This window comes from Aeromonas sp. R10-1, assembly GCF_040908465.1.
Taxonomy (GTDB): Bacteria; Pseudomonadota; Gammaproteobacteria; order Enterobacterales; family Aeromonadaceae; genus Aeromonas; species Aeromonas caviae.
The window spans coordinates 1-19,264 of the sequence record NZ_JBFODT010000018.1; the positions used below are offsets into that span (position 1 = coordinate 1).

Here is a 19,264-nt window from a genome sequence, read left to right on the forward strand (position 1 = left end):
GATGACGGGCCGCCCCTCTGGTTTCCGACCGAATCGGTTACCTTGCCAGGCTCAGGCTCAGGCTCAGGCTCAGGCTTATGCCGGGTCGCTGACGCCGCCGGTGGAGAGGGTCTTCTGGGAGAGCCAGAGGCCGCTCGCCTTCATGAGATAGCCAAACAGAGCGCCGATGATGAGGGAGGGCAGAATGAGCCGCCACTCGCCTGCGGCGCCGAAGGTGGCACAGCAACCTGCGAAGGTGCCGGGAATGTAGGCGAGCCACTGCTGCCTGGCCTGCACGCACATCAGGGTGGCCACCACCCCTGTCATCAGATAACCCGCCATGCCGGCCCCCCACCAGGTCTCCCCGTGGATCAGCAGGAGTGCCCACAGCATGCCGGTGGTGTTGCACAGCAGGGTCTGTAACAGCGCCTTGTAACCGCCACTCGAGGCGAAGTAGCTGGTGCAGCCGAGGAAGCCGACCCAGGAGATGAGACCGAGTGCGGCGGCCAGTCCACCCCAGACGGCGGAGAGGATCCCGGTCGTGATGGCGATGGCGAACAGTGGGCTCATGGCGTGACTCTCAGTGGTTGAATCCGGAAAAGGAGGCAGCCTACTCCGCGGTAGAGCGGCAGCAAGCGGGGGCCGGATTGTGTGTGATCCCGATCACTCTTTGCAACTCTGGAATACGCTTGCGCTCGCGAAAAAAATTCATTGGAGGCGCCGCAGACCTTGTTCCATAGTTAGAGGCCCTGTCCTGCTCATGGAGTGAGTCTGATGGTGCCAAACGTGATCGTTCCTCTGCTGGTGTTCGTAGTGCTCTTCCTGGCCGGTACCATGGCCAAGGCACTGCCCCTTTACCAACTCATGTAATTCTGTGTGAAATAAAACTCGGCCGGGGCGGGTCTTATGGTTGTCAACCTCATCGTCCCGGGAGTTTTTTCATGTTGATCAAGCGCCGTACTTCTCATCACCCCACCGAACAGGATGTCACGCCGGAAACCGTCTATCAGGATCGTCGCCGCATCCTGAAAGGGCTGGGCCTGGGCGTCGGTGCCGCCACCCTGGCGTTTCCGGTGAAGGCCAGCCTGCTGGATCTCTTCGCACCGGACAAGCCGGCCACCGTGGCCCCCACCAGACCCCTCGACATCCGTGCCGCGACCCGGCCAGAGGGATTGATCCTCACCCCGGAGGAGAAGGCCACCACCCACAACAATTTCTACGAGCTGGGGACCGACAAGGGGGATCCGGCCCGCAACGGCCATTACCTCAAGCCCGAGCCCTGGACCCTGAAGGTGGAAGGGGAGGTGGCCAAACCCTTCACCCTGGATGTGTGGGATCTCATCAACAAGAGCACGCTGGAGGAGCGCATCTATCGGCTGCGCTGCGTGGAGGCCTGGTCCATGGTGCTGCCCTGGAGCGGCATTGCGCTGGCGGATCTGATCCGCCGTGCCGAGCCCACCAGTCGCGCCAAGTTCGTGGCCTTCGAGACGCTCTATGATCCGGAACAGTTACCGGGGCAGGCCTCCCGTGCCCTGGGGGGCGGCATCGATTATCCCTATGTGGAGGGCTTGCGCCTCGACGAGGCCATGCACCCCCTCTCCTTCCTCGCCATGGGGCTCTATGGCAAGACCCTGCCCGCCCAGAACGGGGCTCCCATCCGGCTGGTGGTGCCCTGGAAGTACGGCTTCAAGAGCATCAAGAGCATCGTCTCCATCCGCCTGGTGGAGGAGATGCCCCCCACCACCTGGAACCTGCTTGCGCCGAACGAATATGGCTTCTACGCCAACGTCAACCCGAACGTGGATCACCCGCGCTGGAGCCAGGCGAGCGAGCGTTTCATCGGCGAGGGGGGCATCTTCGGGGCCAAGCGACAGCCGACCCTGATGTTCAATGGCTACGGCGACGAGGTGGCGTCCCTCTATCAGGGGATGGATCTGCGTAAATGGTATTGAGACTGACGCGCTGTCCGACTGATCTCTTGCCCCCTTTTCCCCTGGTGGGAGAGGGGATGAGAAGCGAGAAAAACATGACGGGAACTGCAATATGACGCCGAGACTGAAAACAGCCCATGTCAACGGCTTGCGGGCGCTGGTGCACCTTGGTTCGCTCGGCTTTCTGCTCTGGCTGGGCTATGCCGTGCCAGCCGGGCTGCTGGGGGGGGATCCGGTCCAGGGGCTGACCCATTACCTTGGCAAGGGGGCCCTCCACCTGCTGTTGCTGACCCTGCTGGTGTCGCCGCTCGCCAAGCGCTGGCGCCAGGGGCAGCTCATCAAGTTGCGCCGCCCCCTCGGGCTCTGGTGCGCCGCCTGGGCGTCCCTGCACTTCATGGTCTGGCTGGGGCTGGATCTGCAGTTCGACTGGGGGCTGATTGGCGGCGAGCTGGTGAAGCGCAGCTACATAGTGGTGGGCATGGTGGCGCTGCTGCTGTTGCTGGCGCTCGGCATCACCTCGATCCCGGCCCTGTTGCGACGCATGGGGCCGGCCTGGCAGAAGCTGCACAACTGGATCTACGGGGTGGCTCTGCTGGTGCCGGTACACTACTGGTGGTCGGTCAAGAGCGGGTGGCAGGAGCCGCTCATCTATCTGGTGCTGGCCTGCGCCCTGCTGTGGCCCCGTCGGGAAAAGCTGCTGCGCCCCTGGCGCAAGCGCCCGCAAGTGGCCGGGAAGGGGGCGGCGCAACAGCCATCACGCCCATAGCAAAAGAGGCCTATTCGGCCTCTTTTTTGGTGATCTCGCCGGTGTTGGCATCGACCTGCAACTGGACGCGCTGATCGTCGGCATTCAGGGTATCGACCTCGAATTTGTCCCCTTCCAGCTCCACTTCCCGAATGTCGTGATACCCTTGTGCCAGCAACAACTTGACCAGTCCGGCCATGTCGAGACGTGTCTGCGCCGCCCAGCCAAAGGTGGAAAAGAGGCACAAGATCAGCAGGATACTGCGTGGGATCATATTCATTCCGGATTCATGGCTGGCACACTATAAACGGCATTATGTTAGGTTTTGAGAGATGAATCACCCATGAATAGCGCGCTGCCCCTGCTTGGATTGCTGCTGCCGATGCTGGTTCAGGCGGCCCAGCCGAACGAGGCCTTGCTGCAACAGGCGGTCAGCGAGGGGCGGGTCCGTCCTTTTCATGAGTTGATGGAGGTGGCCTCCCGCCTGCCGGTGCGCGTGCTGCGCGTCGATCTGGGTGAGGAGGATGGCGTCTGGCTCTACGAGCTCAGGCTCATCGACGAGGAGAACAGCGTCATCAAGGTGGGCTACCGGGCTGACAACCTGGAGATGGTGTGGCTCAAGGGCCACCACCTGGAGCGCCTGTTCGCTCCGCGCCCCCCCCCGGAAGAGGAGTAACGGCGTGAGTCCGCGAACCTACCGTCATCCGGTTCGTCCCCCCACCGTTGCCGGTGCCGGCACAACCCTGTTTTGGATACCCATGTATGCGCATTCTGATAGTTGAAGATGAAAAGATCCTCGCGGGCCAGCTGGCGGAACAGCTGCGCCTGTCCGGTTTCGTCACCGATCTCTGCCACGATGGCAACGAGGCGGGCTTTCTCGGCGAGACCGAACCCTATGACGCCATCATCCTGGATCTCGGCCTGCCCGGTCGCGACGGCCTGAGCGTACTGAAGGAGTGGCGCAGCAAGGGGATGGACACCCCGGTGCTGGTGCTGACCGCCCGTGGCCAGTTGCACGAGAAGATTGAAGGGCTCAACGCCGGGGCGGACGACTACCTCACCAAGCCCTTCCAGGTGGCGGAGCTGGTGGCGAGGGTGCAGGCGCTGGTGCGCCGGGCGGCGGGGAACGCCAGCTCCATCCTCGAGATCGGTGGCGTGCGTCTCGACATGGCGGCTTCCCAGGTGTGGTACGAGGGGACCCCCATCAAGCTCACCGCCCACGAGTTCCGGGTGCTGGGCTACCTGATGCAGCACAGGGGCAAGGTGGTGTCCCGCAGTGAGTTGATCGACCACATCTATGCCCAGGATTTCGATCGCGACTCCAACACCGTGGAGGTGTTCATCGGCCGCATCCGCAAGAAGACCCACGCCGATCTCATCGAGACGGTGCGCGGCCTCGGCTACCGGATCAACGAATGACGCGACCGCAACCGATGGCGGGGTGGGTTGAATGAGGCTGGTACGCACCCTGCGAGGTCGGCTGGTGGTGATCGCCATGGTCTGGTGCGGTCTCTTCCTGTTCGCCACCGGCTTCAGCCTGCAGACCATGATGCGCAACTACTGGCAGGAGGCGGAGGCCGATGGCCTGCGCCTGCAGCTCTACGATCTGCTCTCCCGCCTCGAGATCCAGCCGGACGGCATGCCGGTGGTCACCGAGCCTATGGCCGATCCCCGTTATCGCCAGCCCTACTCCGGCTACTACTGGCAACTGGAGCTGGGGGAGACGGTGGTCAGTCGCTCCCGCTCCCTGTGGGATGCCCATTTGAGCACCCACGGCCTGAAGTCGGCCTTCGGCGATCCGGACCTCTTCGTCGGCAAGGGGCCCAACAAGGAGCCCCTGCTCATCATGACCCGTACCGTGCTGCTGCCGGGGTCTGATCGGGTCTTCACCCTGGTGATGGCCAAGGACAGCAGCGCCCTGACCCAGACCCTGAAGAAGACCCGTATCAGCCTGTTCCTCGGCCTCGGCTTCGCCGCCACCGGCCTGGTGCTCGGCTTTATGTTCCAGATCCTCTACGGCCTGCGCCCGCTGCACCTGCTGCGCCGCGAGCTGAGCCGCGTCCATCAGGGTCATCAGGAGGGGTTCCGGCTGCGCTACCCCCTGGAGATCCAGCCGCTGGTGGAGGACATCAACCGCCTGCTGCACCACTATGGCGAGCTGCTGCAACGAGCCCGTTCCCACACCGGCAACCTGGCCCACGCCCTCAAGACGCCGCTCAGCATCATGCGCAACCAGGTGACCCAGCTGCCGCCGGAGGATCAGGCCGCCCTCGGCGAGCAGCTCGACCAGATCCAGCGCCACATCGACTATCACCTCGGCAAGGCGCGGGTGACCGGCGCCGCCAAGATCCTTGGGGTCTCGACCCCGGTGCGGGCCCGGGTGGAGTACATCTGCCGCGCCTTCTCCCGCCTCTATCCCGGCAAGACGGTGGACTTGCAGGTGCCGGTCAATCTGGCGGTCGGGGTGGAGGAGCAGGACTTCGACGAGATGGTGGGCAACCTGCTGGAGAACGCCTTCAAGTGGTCCGCCAGCGAGCTGCGCATCTCCAGCGCCGAGCTGGGGGGCTGGATCACCCTGCGCATCGAGGACGACGGTCCCGGCATGAGCGAGGATCAGATCGCCAAGGCGGTGCTGCGGGGGGTGCGCCTCGACGAGAAGGTGCCGGGTTCCGGGCTCGGTCTCAACATAGTGTCAGACCTGGCGGAGGCTTACCGTGGCAGTCTCATCATGGGGCGGGCCGAGCTGGGGGGGCTCGCCGCTTCCCTCTCCCTGCCCAAGGTGGCCAGGGTCGAGTGATGGGGCGCCCCGTCGGGGGGCCCCTTTTGTGCCGCCGTGCTGGCAAGGGGGCGGCACCCGGCATAAGATACGTCTCTTGTTTCAGGTGTAGGAAGGGTAGCAATGACTGACGATCCTTGGGCTTTGTGCCATCTCGATGATTCGTTCGATGCCTCGGTGCTGGGCACCAAGGGGGCCCAGATCCAGTGGTTCGAGGACAGGGATGCCCTGATCCAGTTCCTGCTGGAGGACTTTGTCGACCTGCTGGCCGACGTGGGTGAGCTGGACGAGGATCAGACCGAGAGCGCCCGCGAGCGCTTCACCCTGCTGGTGGAGCAGAGCCTGGATGATCGCACCCTGATGGATGCCATCAACGATCTCGCCTCCGGCCTGCGCCGCATTGCCTGGCTGGGGCCCCTCTCCGAACTGGCGGAGTTGAGCGACGACTTCGCAAGCGGGCTGCGTGCCTTCTTCTGGAGCCAGTATGACGGTGACGAGGATGACCCCGAGGCCTGGGTGCCGGAAGATCTCTGGCCCCAGCTGGTGGAGTGTGCCGAAGAGTACATGGTGGAAGGAGACTTCTGAGCCACCTTGTCCGCGCTCTGGCTGCAAGGCGGGTGGAGTGTGCCGAAGAGTACATGGTGGAAGGAGACTTCTGAGCCACCTTGTCCGCGCTCTGGCTGCAAAGCGGGTGGAGTGTGTCGAAGAGTACATGGTGGAAGGAGACTTCTGAGCCACCTTGTCCGCGCTCTGGCTGCAAGGCGGGTGGAGTATGCGGAAGAGTATATGGTTGAGGGTGACTTGTGATTCTGAGCCACACCACAAACTGCGATAAGAAAACGGCGCCTTGATGGCGCCGTTTTTGTTGCTCAGTCCTCTACTCAGCCGTTGGCCGGTACCTCGTGCGCCGTGTTGGCGAGCACTGGCCCGATATACTTCTCTATCTGCAATTGGGCCATGTGGCCGCAGTTGCCCTGGGCCAGACTGGACGAGCCCTCGTCGAAGGTGAGGCAGTTGACGTTGCCGTTCTTGCAGATGCTGCCCGCTTCGCCCGGCTTGGCCGGATCGTACCAGGCCCCTTCGCAGATCCGCACCACGCCCTGACGCACATCTTCGGAGAGCAGGGCGCCCACCAGGATCTGGCCGCGCTCGTTGAAGGCCCGGACCAGATCGCCATCCTGGATGCCGCGCGCCTTGGCGTCGTCAGGATGGATCAGGATCGCTTCGCGGTCGGCGATGGCGAACTTGTCCCGCAGCGGGGTGTTGTCGAGCTGGGAGTGCAGCCGCTGGGTCGGATGGGAGGTGTTGAGCGACAGCGGATAGCGCGCCGCCACCTCGCTCTTCACCCACTCCTTGGGCTCATACCACTTGGGATGACCGGCGCAGTCGGCATAACCCATCCCCGCCACCGTGTTGGAGAAGATCTCGATCTTGCCGGACGGGGTACCGAGCGGGTTGAGCAGCGGGTTCTCGCGAAAATCGGCGTGACGGATCCACTGGCGGTTGGCCTCCGGGATCGGGAAGCGGATGTAGTTGTTGGACTCCCAGAACATGTTGAACGGCGGCAGCGCCACCCGGGCACCGCGAGCCTGGGCCGCCATGCCGTCATACATCTGCTTGAGCCACAGCATCTCATCCTTCCCTTCAGTGTACTGCTCCTGCACGCCCAGCTTGGCGGCGATGGCGCTGAAGATGTCGAAGTCGTTGCGGGCTTCAAACTGGGGCGGCACGCACTGATGCATCGGGAACACATAGCGCTGGGAGTAGTCGCCACCCATCTCCAGATCGTTGCGCTCGTAGCTGGTGGTGACCGGCAGCACGATGTCTGCGTGCTTGGCGGTGGCCGTCCAGTAAGGCTCGTGAACGATCACGGTCTGCGGCTTGCGCCACGCTTGCAGCAGGTTGTTGGTGTCCTGATGGTGGTGGAAGGGGTTGCCGCCCGCCACGTAGACCAGCTTGATGTCCGGATAGGTCACCTTGCGGCCGTTGAAGTCGATGGTCTTGCCCGGGTTGGCGAGACAGTCGGCGATGCGGGCCACCGGGATCGGAGCCGGGCTGTTCTTCGGTGCGTTGCCGGCGGAGATACCCGCCAGAATGCCACCCTTGGCGGTGGGGCTGCCACCGGAGGAGTAGTGGTAGCTGAAGCCGTAGCCGCCGCCCGGCAGGCCGATCTGGCCCAGCATGGAGGCCAGAGTGACCAGCATCCAGTTCGGCTGTTCGCCGTGCTGCTGACGCTGCATCCCCCAACCGGCCATGATCATGGTGCGCTTGGCGGCCATGTCGAGGGCCAGCTGGCGAATCACCTTGGCATCGACGCCGCAGACAGTGCTTGCCCACTCGGCGCTCTTCGGCTGACCGTCATCCTTGCCGAGCAGGTAGTTCAGGAACTTGTCGAAGCCGACGGTATAGCGATCGAGGAAAGCCTGATCGTGCTTATTCTCGCTGTAGAGGGTGTGGGCCACACCCAGCATCATGGCCACGTCGGTGTAGGCGTTCGGCGCAATCCACTCGGCGCCGACCAGCTTGGCGGTCTCGTTGTAGATGGGATCGATGCTGATGACGCGGGTGCCCTTCTCTTTCAGCGCCATAAAGCCAGCCTGACCTTCGTGATCCGGCATGTTCCAGCTGTTCTTCAGGGTGACCTGGGCGTTGACCCCCCAGAGCACCACCAGTTCGGCGTGCTCCACCACGTTGGGCCAGGCGGTCTGCTGCTCGTACACCTCGATGGAGCCCATCACGTGGGACATGATCACCTGAGCCGCGCCGGTGGAGTAGTCACCGGCATAACCGGTGAAGCCGCCCGAGAGGTTCATCAGACGGTGCAGCAGGGTGCGGCTGTTGTGGAACATGCCGACACTCTTCCAGCCGTAGGAACCGGCGTGGATCGCCTGCGGGCCGAAATCAGACTGAACGCGCTGGATCTCGCCGGCCACCAGGTCGATGGCCTTCTCCCAGCTCACCCGTACCCACTCGTCGGCACCGCGCAGCTCCGGTCTGGCACCCGGGCCGTGCTCCAGCCAGCTCTTGCGCACCATGGGGTACTTTATGCGGTTCTTGGCGTGGACCTGGAACGGCGCCATGTCGATGAGGTCATTCGGTGCCGGGTCATCGGCCACCGGTTGGACCCGCACCATGCGGCCCTCGGAGACGATGGCCTCGAAGGCCCCCCAGTGGGCGCCGGTCAGGATGCCCTTCTGGGCGGGCACCAGGGTGGGGAACTGCTCAAGGGCCGTGCTGACGGCCTTGGCCAGGGCGCTTTTCGGGAAGAGACCGGCCAGCAGGGGCAGGGCGGCACAGGCCCCCAGCCCCTTGAGCAGAGTACGGCGGGAGAGGTTGGTCTGTTGGTCATTGAAAAAGGTCATGGGAGAGTCCTCTGTTCCTGCCTTAATGGGCCGCGCTCATGTCGCTGGCGTGTTTCTGCACGTATTGGGTGAGCATGCGCGCCTGCTCCGGGGTGAGGGAGGTACGGGACTCCATCCCCTTGATGACGCCGATCCACTGGTTGGCGTTGAAGTGATCCAGCGCGGTGAGGCCGTGACAGCCGGTGCAGTTGTTGGACATCAGGGTGGAGGCGTATTGCCACAGCTTGCCCTGGTCGCCGATGAGCTGGCTCTGGTCAACCCAGGCGGTCAGGCTGACCTGATGCCAGGTGAGGTTGGTGGCGCTGTCGGTTTCGCTCTTGCCGGTCACGAGGGCTTTTCTGGCGGCTTCGCCGACCAGCACGCTCAGGATCCGTTTGCCGGGGGCGGCGTAGAACACCTCGCTCACACCGTCCTGCTGCCAGCCGTCGATGCGCACCTGGGCGCGGCCGTTGTCGTTGGCCAGCACTTCCACCTGGGTGGAGGGCATCAGGGTGCCTTCGTCAGTCTTGGCGCCAGCATCCAGATAGAGCGGGGTGGTGGCGATGGCATAGCGGGTGGTGACGGTTACCGGGGTCTGGGCCGCGGCGGCGGCCAGTTCGCTGGCACCGGCGGCGGCCAGGCCGCTCATGTCCGGCATGATGTGGGCAACGCCGCGGTGACAGTCGATGCAGGTCTGACCCTCCTTGATGGCGACCGGGTGCTCGGCGCGGGCATTGGGGCGTTGGGCCAGGATGTCCATGGCGGCGTAGCTGTGGCAACTGCGACAGGTGGCGGAGTCATTGGCCTTGAGCTGATCCCACACGGTCTGGGCCATGCGCAGCTTGTGGGCCTCGTATTTCTCCGGGATGTCGAGGGTGCCGATCGCCTCGTGATAGATGTCTTTCACGGCGCGGATCTTGGTCCAGAGATAGGCGGCGGGTTCACTGGGGATGTGGCAGTCGGCGCACTCGGCGCGGATCCCCTTCACGTTCTGGAAGTGGACACTGCCCTGATATTCGGCGAGGGGGGTCTGCATGGAGTGGCAGGAGACGCAGAACTCGGTGGAGCTGGTCTTGTGCAGCACGGTGACGGTGACGCCCAGTGCAGCGACCCCCAGCAGGGCCCCGAGCAGCAGAAGCCAGAACCAGGTCTTTCTCAACAGTTTTCCAAGCATGGTGACGGTGTCCTTCGAATTCGGGTATTACCAATATAGTAGTAGTCCCAGGATTCAAAGGGTTGACCTCGGTCATGATTTTTATTTCGACATGTAAGAGATTTTTGGTTTTGTTTTTTTGTTTGGGCATGCTTTTTTGAATTTTAATCGCATTTTTACCCTTCAACGGGAGCGGGATGTCCTGTGATGGGGGCGATGCCCAAGCCGGGGCGGGGAGGCTGCGTACCACCCCGGGGCTTGGGGTTTGCGGTGGGAGGATTGTATACTGTTCACATATACAGTATTCAGGTGTATCCATCATGCGACTCTTTATCGCCGAGAAGCCCACTCTGGGGCGCGCCATTGCCGATGCTCTGCCCAAGCCCCACAAGAAGGGCGACGGTTTTATCGAGACCGCCCAGGGGGATGTGGTCACCTGGTGTATCGGCCACCTGCTGGAGCAGGCCGAGCCCGATGCCTATGACGCCGCCTTCAAGCAGTGGCGGATGGAGCATCTCCCCATCGTCCCCGCCCAGTGGCAGCTGGTGGCCAAGCCCAAGACCAAAACCCAGCTCACCGTCATCAAGGGGCTGATCAAGCAGGCCGACTGTGTGGTCAACGCCGGTGACCCGGACCGGGAAGGCCAACTGCTGGTGGACGAGGTGATCGACTTTCTCGGCTACCCGAAAACCAAGCCGGTGCAGCGCTGCCTCATCAGCGATCTCAACCCGCCCGCGGTGCGCCGTGCCCTCGACAAGCTCAGAGACAACAAGGAGTTCGTGCCGCTGGCGGTCTCGGCGCTGGCTCGCAGTCGGGCTGACTGGCTCTACGGCATCAACATGACCCGCGCCTACACCCTGCTCGGGCGCAAGGCCGGTTGCAGCGAGCTGCTCTCGGTCGGTCGGGTGCAAACTCCGCTGCTCGGTCTGGTGGTGCGGCGGGATCTCGAGATAGAAGCCTTCGTCCCCAAACCCTTCTTCGAGGTGCTGGCCCATCTGCTGACCGATAGCAACGAGCGCTTCACTGCCAAGTGGCTGCCGTCCGAAGCTTGCCTGCCGTGGCAGGACGAGGAGGGGCGGGTGCTCAACCGGGCGCTGGCCGACAAGGTGGTGAGCCGGATCAACGGCCAACCGGCACAGGTCGAATCGGTGGAGGAGCAGGCCCGCAAGCAGGCGGCGCCGCTGCCCTATAACCTCTCCAGCCTGCAGATCGATGCCGCCAAACGCTTCTGCATGGATGCCAAGCGGGTGCTCGACATCTGCCAGAGCCTCTACGAGCGGCACAAGCTCATCACCTATCCCAGATCCGACAGCCGTTATCTGCCGACCGACCATTTCAAGCGGGCCGAGCAGGTGCGCGGCGCCATCGCCGCCACTGCTCCAGCGTTGGCCAAGGCTGTGAGCGAGGCGGACGGCAAGATCCGCAGCAAGGCGTGGAACGACAGCAAGGTGGATGCCCACCACGCCATCATCCCCACCGAGAAGCAGGGCAACCCCGCCACGCTGGGGGCCGACGAGGCGAAGCTGTACGGCCTGATTGCCCGCCAGTATCTGCTGCAGTTCTACCCGCCGTTCGAGTACAACGACAGCAAGGTGTTGCTGCGCATCGCCGGAGGGCTGTTCCAGGCCAAGGCGCGCCGCATCCTCAAGGCGGGCTGGAAGGCGCTGCTCGGAGTGGAAGAGGATGACGAGGAGGAGGCGGGAACCCTGCCTGCCCTGAAAGAGGGGGAGGAACTGCTGTGCGAGCGGGGGGAGCTGCTGGAGAAGATGACCCAGCCCCCCAAGCCGTTTACCGATGCCACCCTGCTGGCCGCCATGACCGGCATCGCCCGTTATGTGCAGGATCCCGAGATCCGCAAGACCCTGCGGGAGACCGATGGCCTCGGCACCGAGGCGACCCGGGCCGGGATCATCGATCTGCTGTTCAAGCGCCGCTTCCTGGTGCGCCAGGGCAAGAGCATCAAGGCCACCCCGACCGGGCGAGCCCTGGTCCAGGCGCTGCCCGCGACCGCCACCACGCCGGATATGACGGCGCTGTGGGAGCAGAGTCTGGGTCAGATCGCCGAGCGTCACGGCAGCTACCAGCAGTTTATGGGGCCGCTCACCGAGCAGCTGCACGGTCTGATCGAGGGGGCCCGGCAGGATTCCGGCGCCAGCTTCAGCGCGCTGCCCAAGGCGGCGCCCGGTGACAGCAAGCACCGCTTTGTTCGCCGCAAGCGGACTGCGTCCACCGCCGCACGCCCCCGCACGAGCAAGAGTGCTGGCAAGAGTACGGGAAAGAGCTCTGGCAAGGGGACGACCAGGGGCAAGGCGGCCTGAGGCCGGCGAGCGCTGTGATCACATAAAAATAAGAAGAGGGGCCAGTGGCCCCTCTTTACATGGATGGAGCGGCTTACCCCGTGTAGACGCTTTCTTCCGGATAACGGATGCGGGTCTCCACCGGGCGGGCCAGCATGATCGCCAGGGTGAGGGGTCCCAGACGGCCGCAGATCATCACCAGCACCAGGATCAGTTTGCCCGGTTCGCTCAGAGAAGCGGTGATGCCGGTGGACAGTCCCACGGTGGCAAAGGCCGAGATGGTCTCGAACATGATCTTGTCGAAGGGTTGCGACTCCGTGAGCATCAGCAGGAACATCGCCAGCATCAGCACCATGGTACTGACGATGATGATGGCCAGGGAGCGGGTCACTATCTGGGGTGACAGGGTGCGGCCGAAGGCGGTGACATGGGGGCGCTTGGTCAGAAATGCCCGGGTCGCCAGCAGGACGACGGCAAAGGTGGTGACCTTGATACCGCCCCCGGTCGAGGTTGCCCCGGCACCGATGAACATGAGCATCATCATGAACAGCAAGGAGGCCGGCACCATCTGGCCGATATCCACCGTGTTGAAGCCCGCCGTGCGCGCGGTGGCCGACTGGAAGAAGGCTGCCAGCCACTGGCTCCCGAAGGAGGCGTTGCCCAGGGTGCCCGGGTTGTTGTGCTCCAGCAGCCAGAACATCAGGGTCCCCAGCAGCAGCAGGGCAGGGGTCATCAGCAGCATCAGCTTGCTGTGCAGTTTCAGCTTGCGCCAGCGGCGGTTGCGCACCAGGTCGACGATGACGGTGAAGCCTACCCCCCCCAGGATCAGCAGGGCCGGTATGGTCAGGCTGATGATGGGGTCATCCCGGTAGTCCATGAGGTTGTTGGCAAACAGCGAGAAGCCGGCGTTGTTGAAAGCTGACACCGCGTGGAAGAAGCTGACGTAGAGGCCGTGGCCCCAGCCCATGTCGGGCACCCAGCGAATGGCCATGATGGCGGTGCCGATCAGCTGGGCAATCAGGGCGAACAGGACGATGCGCTTCACCAGCTGGACGATGTTGACGGATCCCTCCTGGCCCAGCGCCTCCTTGGCCAGCACCTGCTGGCGCAGCCCGACCCGCTTGCTGAACATGGCGATGAGCAGCAGTGTCATGGTCATCTGGCCGAGACCACCAATCTCCATCAATATCAACAGGATGATCTGCCCCTGCAGGGTGAAGGCGGTGCCGGTATCTACCACCCCGAGGCCGGTCACGCTGATGGCGGAGGTGGCGGTGAACAGGGCGTTGATGACGGTGACCTCACCCTTGTGGCTGGAGGGCTGGACCAGAAACAGGGTGCCAACCAGCAGGATGATGAGGAAACTGCCCAGGATGAGCTTGGCCTCGCTCCAGCGGGAGTTGTCTTCCCGATGCAGGGTGAAGGCGTAGTTGTTGCGCCAGTTGATCATAGGGTGTCGAGCCAGTGATCGATGGCGTGCTTGTTGCCGGCCAGGATCAGGATGTCACCGAGTTGCAGCTCCATCTTGCCGGTCAGGACGTTGTGCAGCACCTCACCCCGCTTGATGGCCAACAGCTGGAAATCGCTTTGCAGCAGCAGGCGCAAGTCGGCCAGGGTGCGGGTGTTTTGCTGCAAGCCGATCACGAACTCGGTCAGCACCATGTCGTGACCCAGCTCCAGGTAGTCGAACAGCCGGTTGTCCAGCATGCTCTGGGCCACCCGGCGGCCCATGTCCCACTCCGGGTTGATCACCTTGTCCGCGCCCACCTTCTGCAGGATCTTGGCGTGGAACTTGTCACGGGCCTTGACCCAGACCTTCTTCACGCCCGCCTCTTTCAGCACCAGCGTGGTCAGGATGCTGGTCTCCAGGTTGTCGCCGATGGCGACAAAGACGATGTCGAAATTCGCCAGGCCCAGTTCGGCGACCGTGGCCTCGTCGGTGGCATCGGCCACGATGACGTGGTTGCAGAGGGTGGCTATCTGGCGGGTCTTGCTCTCATCGATGTCGATGGCCAGTACCTCGGCATTCTGGCGCTGCAACTCTTCGCACAAGGCGCTGCCAAACAGGCCCAGGCCGATGACGGCGAATTGATTGTTCATGCATGCTTCCTCAGCGGGATGAAGGGGTTACTCTACTCCAGAGCCCTGAGTCCGAAAAGTGTCCGGGTTTTTTGTCCCGGGGGATCTGGGGTAAACTGCGCCCTTGTCCTTGTCGGAACACACAGATGAAACTCACCCCCCACGCCTCCCTGTCGACCCTCAATACTATGGGCCTGGACGCACACTGCCTCTGGCTGGCCGATGTGACCCGGCCGGATGATCTCGCGCAACTGCGGACCAACCCGGAGTTGGCCACCTTGCCGCGCCTGGTGCTGGGAGGAGGAAGCAACATCCTGTTCTGCGATGACTTTGCCGGTCTGGTGGTCCACAACGGCCTGAAAGGGATCACGCTGCACGAGGAGTCCGAGCACTGGCTGCTACACGTGGCGGCAGGTGAAAACTGGCACGAGCTGGTATGTCACGCCCTGCAACAGGGCTGGCACGGGCTGGAGAATCTGGCACTCATTCCCGGGACGGTCGGGGCGGCCCCGGTACAGAACATCGGTGCCTACGGGGTCGAGCTGGCCAGCGTCTGTGCCTACGTGGAGGCGTTCAACTGGCAGAGTGGCGAGGTTGAGCGCATCGCGGCGGCCGACTGCCGGTTCGGTTACCGTGACAGCATCTTCAAGCACGACTATCAGGACTCCCACTTCATCATCGCCGTCGGTCTGCGCCTGCCCAAGGCATGGCGCCCGGTCGCCGGCTATGGCCCGCTGGCGGCGCTGGGGGATGCCCCTTCGCCACAGGCCATTTTCGACACCGTCTGTGCCACCCGCATGGCCAAGCTGCCGGATCCGGCGGTGCTGGGCAACGCGGGCAGTTTCTTCAAAAACCCTGTGGTACCCGCCGCCCTGGCCGAGACCCTGAAACAGCAATACCCGCAGATGCCCTGCTACCCTGCGGCAGAAGGGCAGGCCAAGCTGGCGGCTGGCTGGCTCATCGATCAGTGCGGTCTCAAGGGGTTTGCCATCGGTCGTGCCGCCGTGCATCAGGAGCAGGCGCTGGTGCTGGTCAATCTGGGGGGCGCCAGCGCCATGGAGCTCATCGCGCTGGCGGCCCATGTCCGCGACAGCGTGGAGCACCAGTTCGGTGTGGTGCTGGAACACGAGGTGCGCTTCATGGGGCGCAGCGGTGAAACCTGGCTCGACGAGGTACTGGCATGACCCTGACCCCCGTCAGACAGACCCTGATCACCCTGCTCAGCGACGGCCAGTTTCATTCCGGCGAGCAGCTGGGCGAGCGCCTTGGCATCAGCCGGGCGGCGGTGAGCAAGCACATGGCCGCGCTCAAGGATCTGGGGCTGGATCTCTTCAGCTTGACCGGCAAGGGCTATCGGCTGGCGGTGCCCATGGCCCTCTATGACGAGGGGCGGCTGCAGGCAGAGGCACCGATGGCACCGGTGCACTGCTTCCCAGTCATCGACTCCACCAACCAGTACCTGCTGGAGCGGGTCAACACCCTGAGCTCCGGCGAAAGCTGTCTGGCCGAGTGCCAGACCGCCGGGCGGGGACGTCGTGGCAAACCCTGGGTTTCTCCCTTCGGTTGCCAGCTGATCCTGAGCATGTACTGGCGGCTTGAGCAGGGCATGGCGGCCGCCATGGGACTGAGTCTCGCGGTCGGCGTGGCGGTGGTCGAGGCGCTGGAGTCCCTCGGTTATCCCGGGGTGGAGCTCAAGTGGCCGAACGACCTCTATTACCAGGGCCGCAAGCTGGCGGGCATCCTGGTGGAGATGAGCGGCAGTGCGGGTGCCAGCTGCCATCTTGTGATCGGGGTCGGCCTCAATCTGGCGATGCCGAGTCGGGAGGGGGAGAAGATCGATCAGGCCTGGTCCGAGCTGCGCCATATCCAGCCCGAGCTGGTGGATCGTAACGAGCTGGCCGCCTGCGTGCTGCTGCACCTGCAGCAGGCCATGCAGACCTTCGAACAGACGGGACTGGCGAGTTTCGTCGAGAGCTGGAACCGGCTCGACCACTTCGCCGGCCAGCCGGTGAAGCTGCTGATGGGAGAGCAGGTGATCCGCGGGATTGCCCGGGGGATCGACGAACGCGGAGCCCTGCGTCTGGAGACGGAAGAGGGGCTCAAGTTCTATCTGGGAGGGGAACTCTCCTTGCGGCGGGGGGACTGAGCCCATACGCTCATGACGACTGAATGAAAGAGGGGGCCTGCGGGCCCCCTCTTTCATGTATGCACTGCGACAGTGGTCACTTGCGCAGCTTGATCTGCTCGATGGCGTGCTCGTTGCCCTTGGTGAGGATGAGGTTGGCCCGCTCCCGGGTCGGCAAGATGTTCTCTTGAAGGTTCAGGTAGTTGATATCCTGCCAGATGTTGTTGGCGATCTCGGTCGCCTCGCTCTCGGCCAGCTTGGCGTAGTGGTGGAAATAGGAGTCGGGATCCGAGAAGGCGCCGCTGCGGAATTTGAGAAAACGATCGATGTACCAGGTGCGCAGCAGCTCGGCATCGGCATCCACATAGATGGAAAAGTCGACGAAGTCCGACACGAACACGCGATGAGGGTCCTGGGGATAGTCCATGCCGCTTTGCAGCACATTGAGCCCTTCCAGGATCAGGATGTCCGGCTGCTCCACCACCTTCTTCTCGTCGGGCAGGATGTCATAGATGAGGTGGGAGTAGACGGGGGCCTCGACCTTCTCGTGGCCGGCGCGGATATTGGCGACAAACTCCACCAGATGGCGGATGTCATAAGACTCGGGGAACCCCTTGCGACGCATCAGGCCACGGGCTTCCAGCTCCTTGTTGGGAAACAGGAAGCCGTCGGTGGTGACCAGCTCCACCCTGGGGTGCTCCGGCCAGCGCTCCAGCAATGCCTGAAGGATACGGGCCGTGGTGCTCTTTCCCCCCGCCACGCTGCCGGCGATGCTGATGATATAGGTGCCCTTGCCGCGGGACTGACCGAGAAACTGCTCCAGCACCCGGCTGCGGCGCTGCTTGGCCTTGACGTAGAGATTGAGGAGACGGGAGAGGGGCAGATAGATCTCTTCCACTTCCCGCAATGACACCTTCTCGTTGATCCCGCGCAGGGTCTGCAGATCGTGCTCGGTCAGGGTCAGGGGGACCGCATCGCGCAATAACGCCCATTGTTCGCGGGTGAATTGCAAATAGGGGTTATGCTCTGTCGTCATGGTGTCATCACTGTTTCTTGGGCAGGGCGACCATACACCAAGGGATCGGGAGCGACAAGGGACGCGTCCGGTCGGGACGGAGAAGGAGCGTTTTTTTGCCTGGATCCCGGCATAAATGCACATTTTGCAAGGTGCAATGGTTGCATCCCCAAAATCCTTACCATAAAATGCGCGACGCTTGGATGTCTGTCGTCTATTTGCCCAGCAAAAGCGACAAAAACAACGGGTGCAAGCAGAATTACCGTTGTGGCATTTATGCAACTGGAGGGGTTCCCGAGCGGCCAAAGGGATCAGACTGTAAATCTGACGGCTCTGCCTTCGAAGGTTCGAATCCTTCTCCCTCCACCATATTTCTCTGCGGTTTGAGTTCTTTGGGTTAGAGAAATGCGGGCATCGTATAATGGCTATTACCTCAGCCTTCCAAGCTGATGATGCGGGTTCGATTCCCGCTGCCCGCTCCAAGATGCTGATATGGCTCAGGTAATTCTGAGAGCCACACCTTAGGGTGAGTTCGGCAATCGAACCAGCCTGTCAGCACCAACCTCTCTACTCCCCTTGATTCAAATCCATCATATAAACTGTTCTGTGGTTAGCTTGCCACCGCGTACTCAGCGTTAGTTTAGAGGGACGATCATGTCTAAAGAAAAATTTGAGCGTAATAAACCGCACGTTAACGTGGGTACCATCGGCCACGTTGACCACGGTAAAACCACCCTGACCGCCGCCATCACCAACGTGCTGGCCAAGCACTTCGGTGGTAAAGCTTTCGCCTTCGACCAGATCGACAAGGCACCGGAAGAGCGTGAGCGTGGTATCACCATCAACACCTCCCACGTAGAATACGACACTGCAACCCGCCACTACGCCCACGTAGATTGCCCGGGTCACGCCGACTACGTTAAAAACATGATCACCGGTGCTGCCCAGATGGACGGCGCAATCCTGGTAGTAGCAGCGACTGACGGCCCGATGCCGCAGACTCGTGAGCACATCCTGCTGGGTCGTCAGGTAGGCGTTCCGTACATCATCGTGTTCATGAACAAGTGCGACATGGTAGATGACGAAGAGCTGCTGGAACTGGTCGAGATGGAAGTTCGCGAACTGCTGTCCGAGTACGACTTCCCGGGTGATGACCTGCCGGTAGTCCGTGGTTCCGCACTGAAAGCGCTGGAAGGCGAAGCTCAGTGGGAAGAGAAGATCCTGGAACTGGCTGGCCACCTGGACACCTACATTCCGGAGCCGGAGCGTGCCATTGACCAGCCGTTCCTGATGCCTATCGAAGACGTCTTCTCCATCGCTGGCCGTGGTACCGTAGTAACCGGTCGTGTAGAGCGCGGTATCGTCAAGGTTGGTGAAGAAGTGGAAATCGTTGGTATCAAAGATACCACCAAGACCACCTGTACCGGCGTTGAAATGTTCCGCAAACTGCTGGACGAAGGTCGTGCAGGTGAGAACGTTGGCGCACTGCTGCGTGGCGTGAAGCGTGAAGACGTAGAGCGTGGTCAGGTACTGGCCAAGCCGGGCACCATCAAGCCGCACACCAAGTTTGAATCTGAAGTGTACGTGCTGTCCAAGGAAGAAGGTGGTCGTCACACTCCGTTCTTCAAGGGCTACCGTCCGCAGTTCTACTTCCGTACTACCGACGTGACCGGTACCATCGAACTGCCGGAAGGCGTAGAGATGGTAATGCCGGGCGACAACATCAAGATGGTTGTTACCCTGATTGCCCCGATCGCGATGGACGACGGCCTGCGTTTCGCCATCCGTGAAGGTGGCCGTACCGTAGGTGCTGGTGTTGTAGC

At 62.7% G+C, this 19,264-nt stretch carries 17 protein-coding genes and 2 tRNA genes; 12 read left to right on the forward strand and 7 right to left on the reverse strand.

The window, feature by feature from the left end; all coding sequences use genetic code 11:
* Positions 1-75 precede the first annotated feature (75 nt).
* Positions 76-549, reverse strand: coding sequence for a DUF1097 domain-containing protein (locus AB5Y93_RS08720; protein ID WP_042014355.1), 474 nt, complete (start codon positions 547-549; stop codon positions 76-78).
* 371 nt (positions 550-920) lie between these two features.
* Between AB5Y93_RS08720 and msrP the strand changes: the two genes are divergently transcribed.
* Together msrP and msrQ are read left to right on the forward strand one after the other, a co-directional pair.
* Positions 921-1,931: a protein-methionine-sulfoxide reductase catalytic subunit MsrP gene (gene msrP / locus AB5Y93_RS08725; RefSeq protein WP_201969997.1), complete on the forward strand. Its 1,011-nt coding sequence runs from the start codon at positions 921-923 to the stop codon at positions 1,929-1,931.
* 91 nt (positions 1,932-2,022) lie between these two features.
* Positions 2,023-2,676: a protein-methionine-sulfoxide reductase heme-binding subunit MsrQ gene (msrQ, locus tag AB5Y93_RS08730; RefSeq protein WP_219596417.1), complete on the forward strand. Its 654-nt coding sequence runs from the start codon at positions 2,023-2,025 to the stop codon at positions 2,674-2,676.
* Between the two features lie 10 nt (positions 2,677-2,686).
* Here the strand turns inward: msrQ and AB5Y93_RS08735 are convergent, their stop codons facing one another.
* On the reverse strand, positions 2,687-2,935 hold the full coding sequence (locus AB5Y93_RS08735; RefSeq protein ID WP_010675973.1) for a PepSY domain-containing protein: 249 nt from the start codon (positions 2,933-2,935) through the stop codon (positions 2,687-2,689).
* Between the two features lie 63 nt (positions 2,936-2,998).
* Here AB5Y93_RS08735 and AB5Y93_RS08740 point away from each other — a divergent pair, with 63 nt between their 5' ends.
* The 4 genes from AB5Y93_RS08740 to AB5Y93_RS08755 all read left to right on the forward strand — a co-directional run bounded on the left by AB5Y93_RS08740 (position 2,999) and on the right by AB5Y93_RS08755 (position 6,016).
* Positions 2,999-3,331 carry a PepSY domain-containing protein gene (locus tag AB5Y93_RS08740; protein ID WP_010675972.1) on the forward strand — a complete coding sequence of 111 codons (333 nt, stop codon included), beginning with the start codon at positions 2,999-3,001 and terminating at the stop codon, positions 3,329-3,331.
* 86 nt (positions 3,332-3,417) lie between these two features.
* Positions 3,418-4,074, forward strand: a complete 657-nt coding sequence (locus tag AB5Y93_RS08745; protein WP_005332666.1) for a response regulator transcription factor — start codon at positions 3,418-3,420, stop codon at positions 4,072-4,074.
* A 31-nt stretch (positions 4,075-4,105) separates the two neighbouring features.
* On the forward strand, positions 4,106-5,452 hold the full coding sequence (locus AB5Y93_RS08750; RefSeq protein ID WP_368229188.1) for a sensor histidine kinase: 1,347 nt from the start codon (positions 4,106-4,108) through the stop codon (positions 5,450-5,452).
* A 102-nt stretch (positions 5,453-5,554) separates the two neighbouring features.
* Positions 5,555-6,016 (forward strand): hypothetical protein, encoded by a 462-nt coding sequence (locus tag AB5Y93_RS08755; protein ID WP_010675970.1) that lies wholly within the window; start codon positions 5,555-5,557, stop codon positions 6,014-6,016.
* 296 nt (positions 6,017-6,312) lie between these two features.
* Here the strand turns inward: AB5Y93_RS08755 and torA are convergent, their stop codons facing one another.
* Positions 6,313-8,793 carry a trimethylamine-N-oxide reductase TorA gene (gene torA, locus AB5Y93_RS08760; protein WP_368229189.1) on the reverse strand — a complete coding sequence of 827 codons (2,481 nt, stop codon included), beginning with the start codon at positions 8,791-8,793 and terminating at the stop codon, positions 6,313-6,315.
* 22 nt (positions 8,794-8,815) lie between these two features.
* Positions 8,816-9,946, reverse strand: coding sequence for a NapC/NirT family cytochrome c (locus tag AB5Y93_RS08765; protein ID WP_368229190.1), 1,131 nt, complete (start codon positions 9,944-9,946; stop codon positions 8,816-8,818).
* Positions 9,947-10,245: 299 nt separating this feature from the next.
* Between AB5Y93_RS08765 and AB5Y93_RS08770 the strand changes: the two genes are divergently transcribed.
* Complete coding sequence (locus AB5Y93_RS08770) at positions 10,246-12,243, forward strand: DNA topoisomerase III (protein WP_368229191.1); 1,998 nt, start codon at positions 10,246-10,248, stop codon at positions 12,241-12,243.
* 73 nt (positions 12,244-12,316) lie between these two features.
* On the opposite strand, the gene AB5Y93_RS08775 is transcribed toward AB5Y93_RS08770, so the two are convergent.
* Together AB5Y93_RS08775 and AB5Y93_RS08780 are read right to left on the reverse strand one after the other, a co-directional pair.
* Positions 12,317-13,672 (reverse strand): TrkH family potassium uptake protein, encoded by a 1,356-nt coding sequence (locus AB5Y93_RS08775; protein WP_368229192.1) that lies wholly within the window; start codon positions 13,670-13,672, stop codon positions 12,317-12,319.
* Positions 13,669-14,322 (reverse strand): TrkA family potassium uptake protein, encoded by a 654-nt coding sequence (locus AB5Y93_RS08780; RefSeq protein WP_103260915.1) that lies wholly within the window; start codon positions 14,320-14,322, stop codon positions 13,669-13,671. Before AB5Y93_RS08780 ends, AB5Y93_RS08775 begins: the two co-directional genes overlap by 4 nt.
* A 125-nt stretch (positions 14,323-14,447) precedes the next feature.
* On the opposite strand from AB5Y93_RS08780, the gene murB reads away from it, so the two are divergent.
* Positions 14,448-15,485, forward strand: a complete 1,038-nt coding sequence (murB, locus tag AB5Y93_RS08785) for a UDP-N-acetylmuramate dehydrogenase (protein WP_010675964.1) — start codon at positions 14,448-14,450, stop codon at positions 15,483-15,485.
* Positions 15,482-16,447, forward strand: coding sequence for a bifunctional biotin--[acetyl-CoA-carboxylase] ligase/biotin operon repressor BirA (birA, locus tag AB5Y93_RS08790; RefSeq protein ID WP_010675963.1), 966 nt, complete (start codon positions 15,482-15,484; stop codon positions 16,445-16,447). Before murB ends, birA begins: the two co-directional genes overlap by 4 nt.
* Before the next feature lie 76 nt (positions 16,448-16,523).
* Here birA and coaA read toward each other — a convergent pair whose 3' ends face one another.
* Positions 16,524-17,462, reverse strand: coding sequence for a type I pantothenate kinase (gene coaA / locus AB5Y93_RS08795; RefSeq protein ID WP_029314861.1), 939 nt, complete (start codon positions 17,460-17,462; stop codon positions 16,524-16,526).
* A 263-nt stretch (positions 17,463-17,725) separates the two neighbouring features.
* Between coaA and AB5Y93_RS08800 the strand changes: the two genes are divergently transcribed.
* The 3 genes from AB5Y93_RS08800 to tuf all read left to right on the forward strand — a co-directional run.
* Positions 17,726-17,810 (forward strand) — tRNA-Tyr (locus tag AB5Y93_RS08800).
* A 38-nt stretch (positions 17,811-17,848) separates the two neighbouring features.
* Positions 17,849-17,923, forward strand: a tRNA-Gly gene (locus AB5Y93_RS08805).
* Positions 17,924-18,095: 172 nt separating this feature from the next.
* On the forward strand, positions 18,096-19,264 hold a 1,169-nt coding region (gene tuf / locus AB5Y93_RS08810), incomplete at its 3' end, for an elongation factor Tu (protein ID WP_202041923.1).

What these genes read in the sequence shown, in the direction of transcription:
- AB5Y93_RS08720 (WP_042014355.1), bottom strand. Translation starts at nt 549, where the DNA reads ATGAGCCCACTGTTCGCCATCGCCATCACGACCGGGATCCTCTCCGCC.
- msrP (WP_201969997.1), top strand. Translation starts at nt 921, where the DNA reads ATGTTGATCAAGCGCCGTACTTCTCATCACCCCACCGAACAGGATGTC.
- msrQ (WP_219596417.1), top strand. Translation starts at nt 2,023, where the DNA reads ATGACGCCGAGACTGAAAACAGCCCATGTCAACGGCTTGCGGGCGCTG.
- AB5Y93_RS08735 (WP_010675973.1), bottom strand. Translation starts at nt 2,935, where the DNA reads ATGAATATGATCCCACGCAGTATCCTGCTGATCTTGTGCCTCTTTTCC.
- AB5Y93_RS08740 (WP_010675972.1), top strand. Translation starts at nt 2,999, where the DNA reads ATGAATAGCGCGCTGCCCCTGCTTGGATTGCTGCTGCCGATGCTGGTT.
- AB5Y93_RS08745 (WP_005332666.1), top strand. Translation starts at nt 3,418, where the DNA reads ATGCGCATTCTGATAGTTGAAGATGAAAAGATCCTCGCGGGCCAGCTG.
- AB5Y93_RS08750 (WP_368229188.1), top strand. Translation starts at nt 4,106, where the DNA reads ATGAGGCTGGTACGCACCCTGCGAGGTCGGCTGGTGGTGATCGCCATG.
- AB5Y93_RS08755 (WP_010675970.1), top strand. Translation starts at nt 5,555, where the DNA reads ATGACTGACGATCCTTGGGCTTTGTGCCATCTCGATGATTCGTTCGAT.
- torA (WP_368229189.1), bottom strand. Translation starts at nt 8,793, where the DNA reads ATGACCTTTTTCAATGACCAACAGACCAACCTCTCCCGCCGTACTCTG.
- AB5Y93_RS08765 (WP_368229190.1), bottom strand. Translation starts at nt 9,946, where the DNA reads ATGCTTGGAAAACTGTTGAGAAAGACCTGGTTCTGGCTTCTGCTGCTC.
- AB5Y93_RS08770 (WP_368229191.1), top strand. Translation starts at nt 10,246, where the DNA reads ATGCGACTCTTTATCGCCGAGAAGCCCACTCTGGGGCGCGCCATTGCC.
- AB5Y93_RS08775 (WP_368229192.1), bottom strand. Translation starts at nt 13,672, where the DNA reads ATGATCAACTGGCGCAACAACTACGCCTTCACCCTGCATCGGGAAGAC.
- AB5Y93_RS08780 (WP_103260915.1), bottom strand. Translation starts at nt 14,322, where the DNA reads ATGAACAATCAATTCGCCGTCATCGGCCTGGGCCTGTTTGGCAGCGCC.
- murB (WP_010675964.1), top strand. Translation starts at nt 14,448, where the DNA reads ATGAAACTCACCCCCCACGCCTCCCTGTCGACCCTCAATACTATGGGC.
- birA (WP_010675963.1), top strand. Translation starts at nt 15,482, where the DNA reads ATGACCCTGACCCCCGTCAGACAGACCCTGATCACCCTGCTCAGCGAC.
- coaA (WP_029314861.1), bottom strand. Translation starts at nt 17,462, where the DNA reads ATGACGACAGAGCATAACCCCTATTTGCAATTCACCCGCGAACAATGG.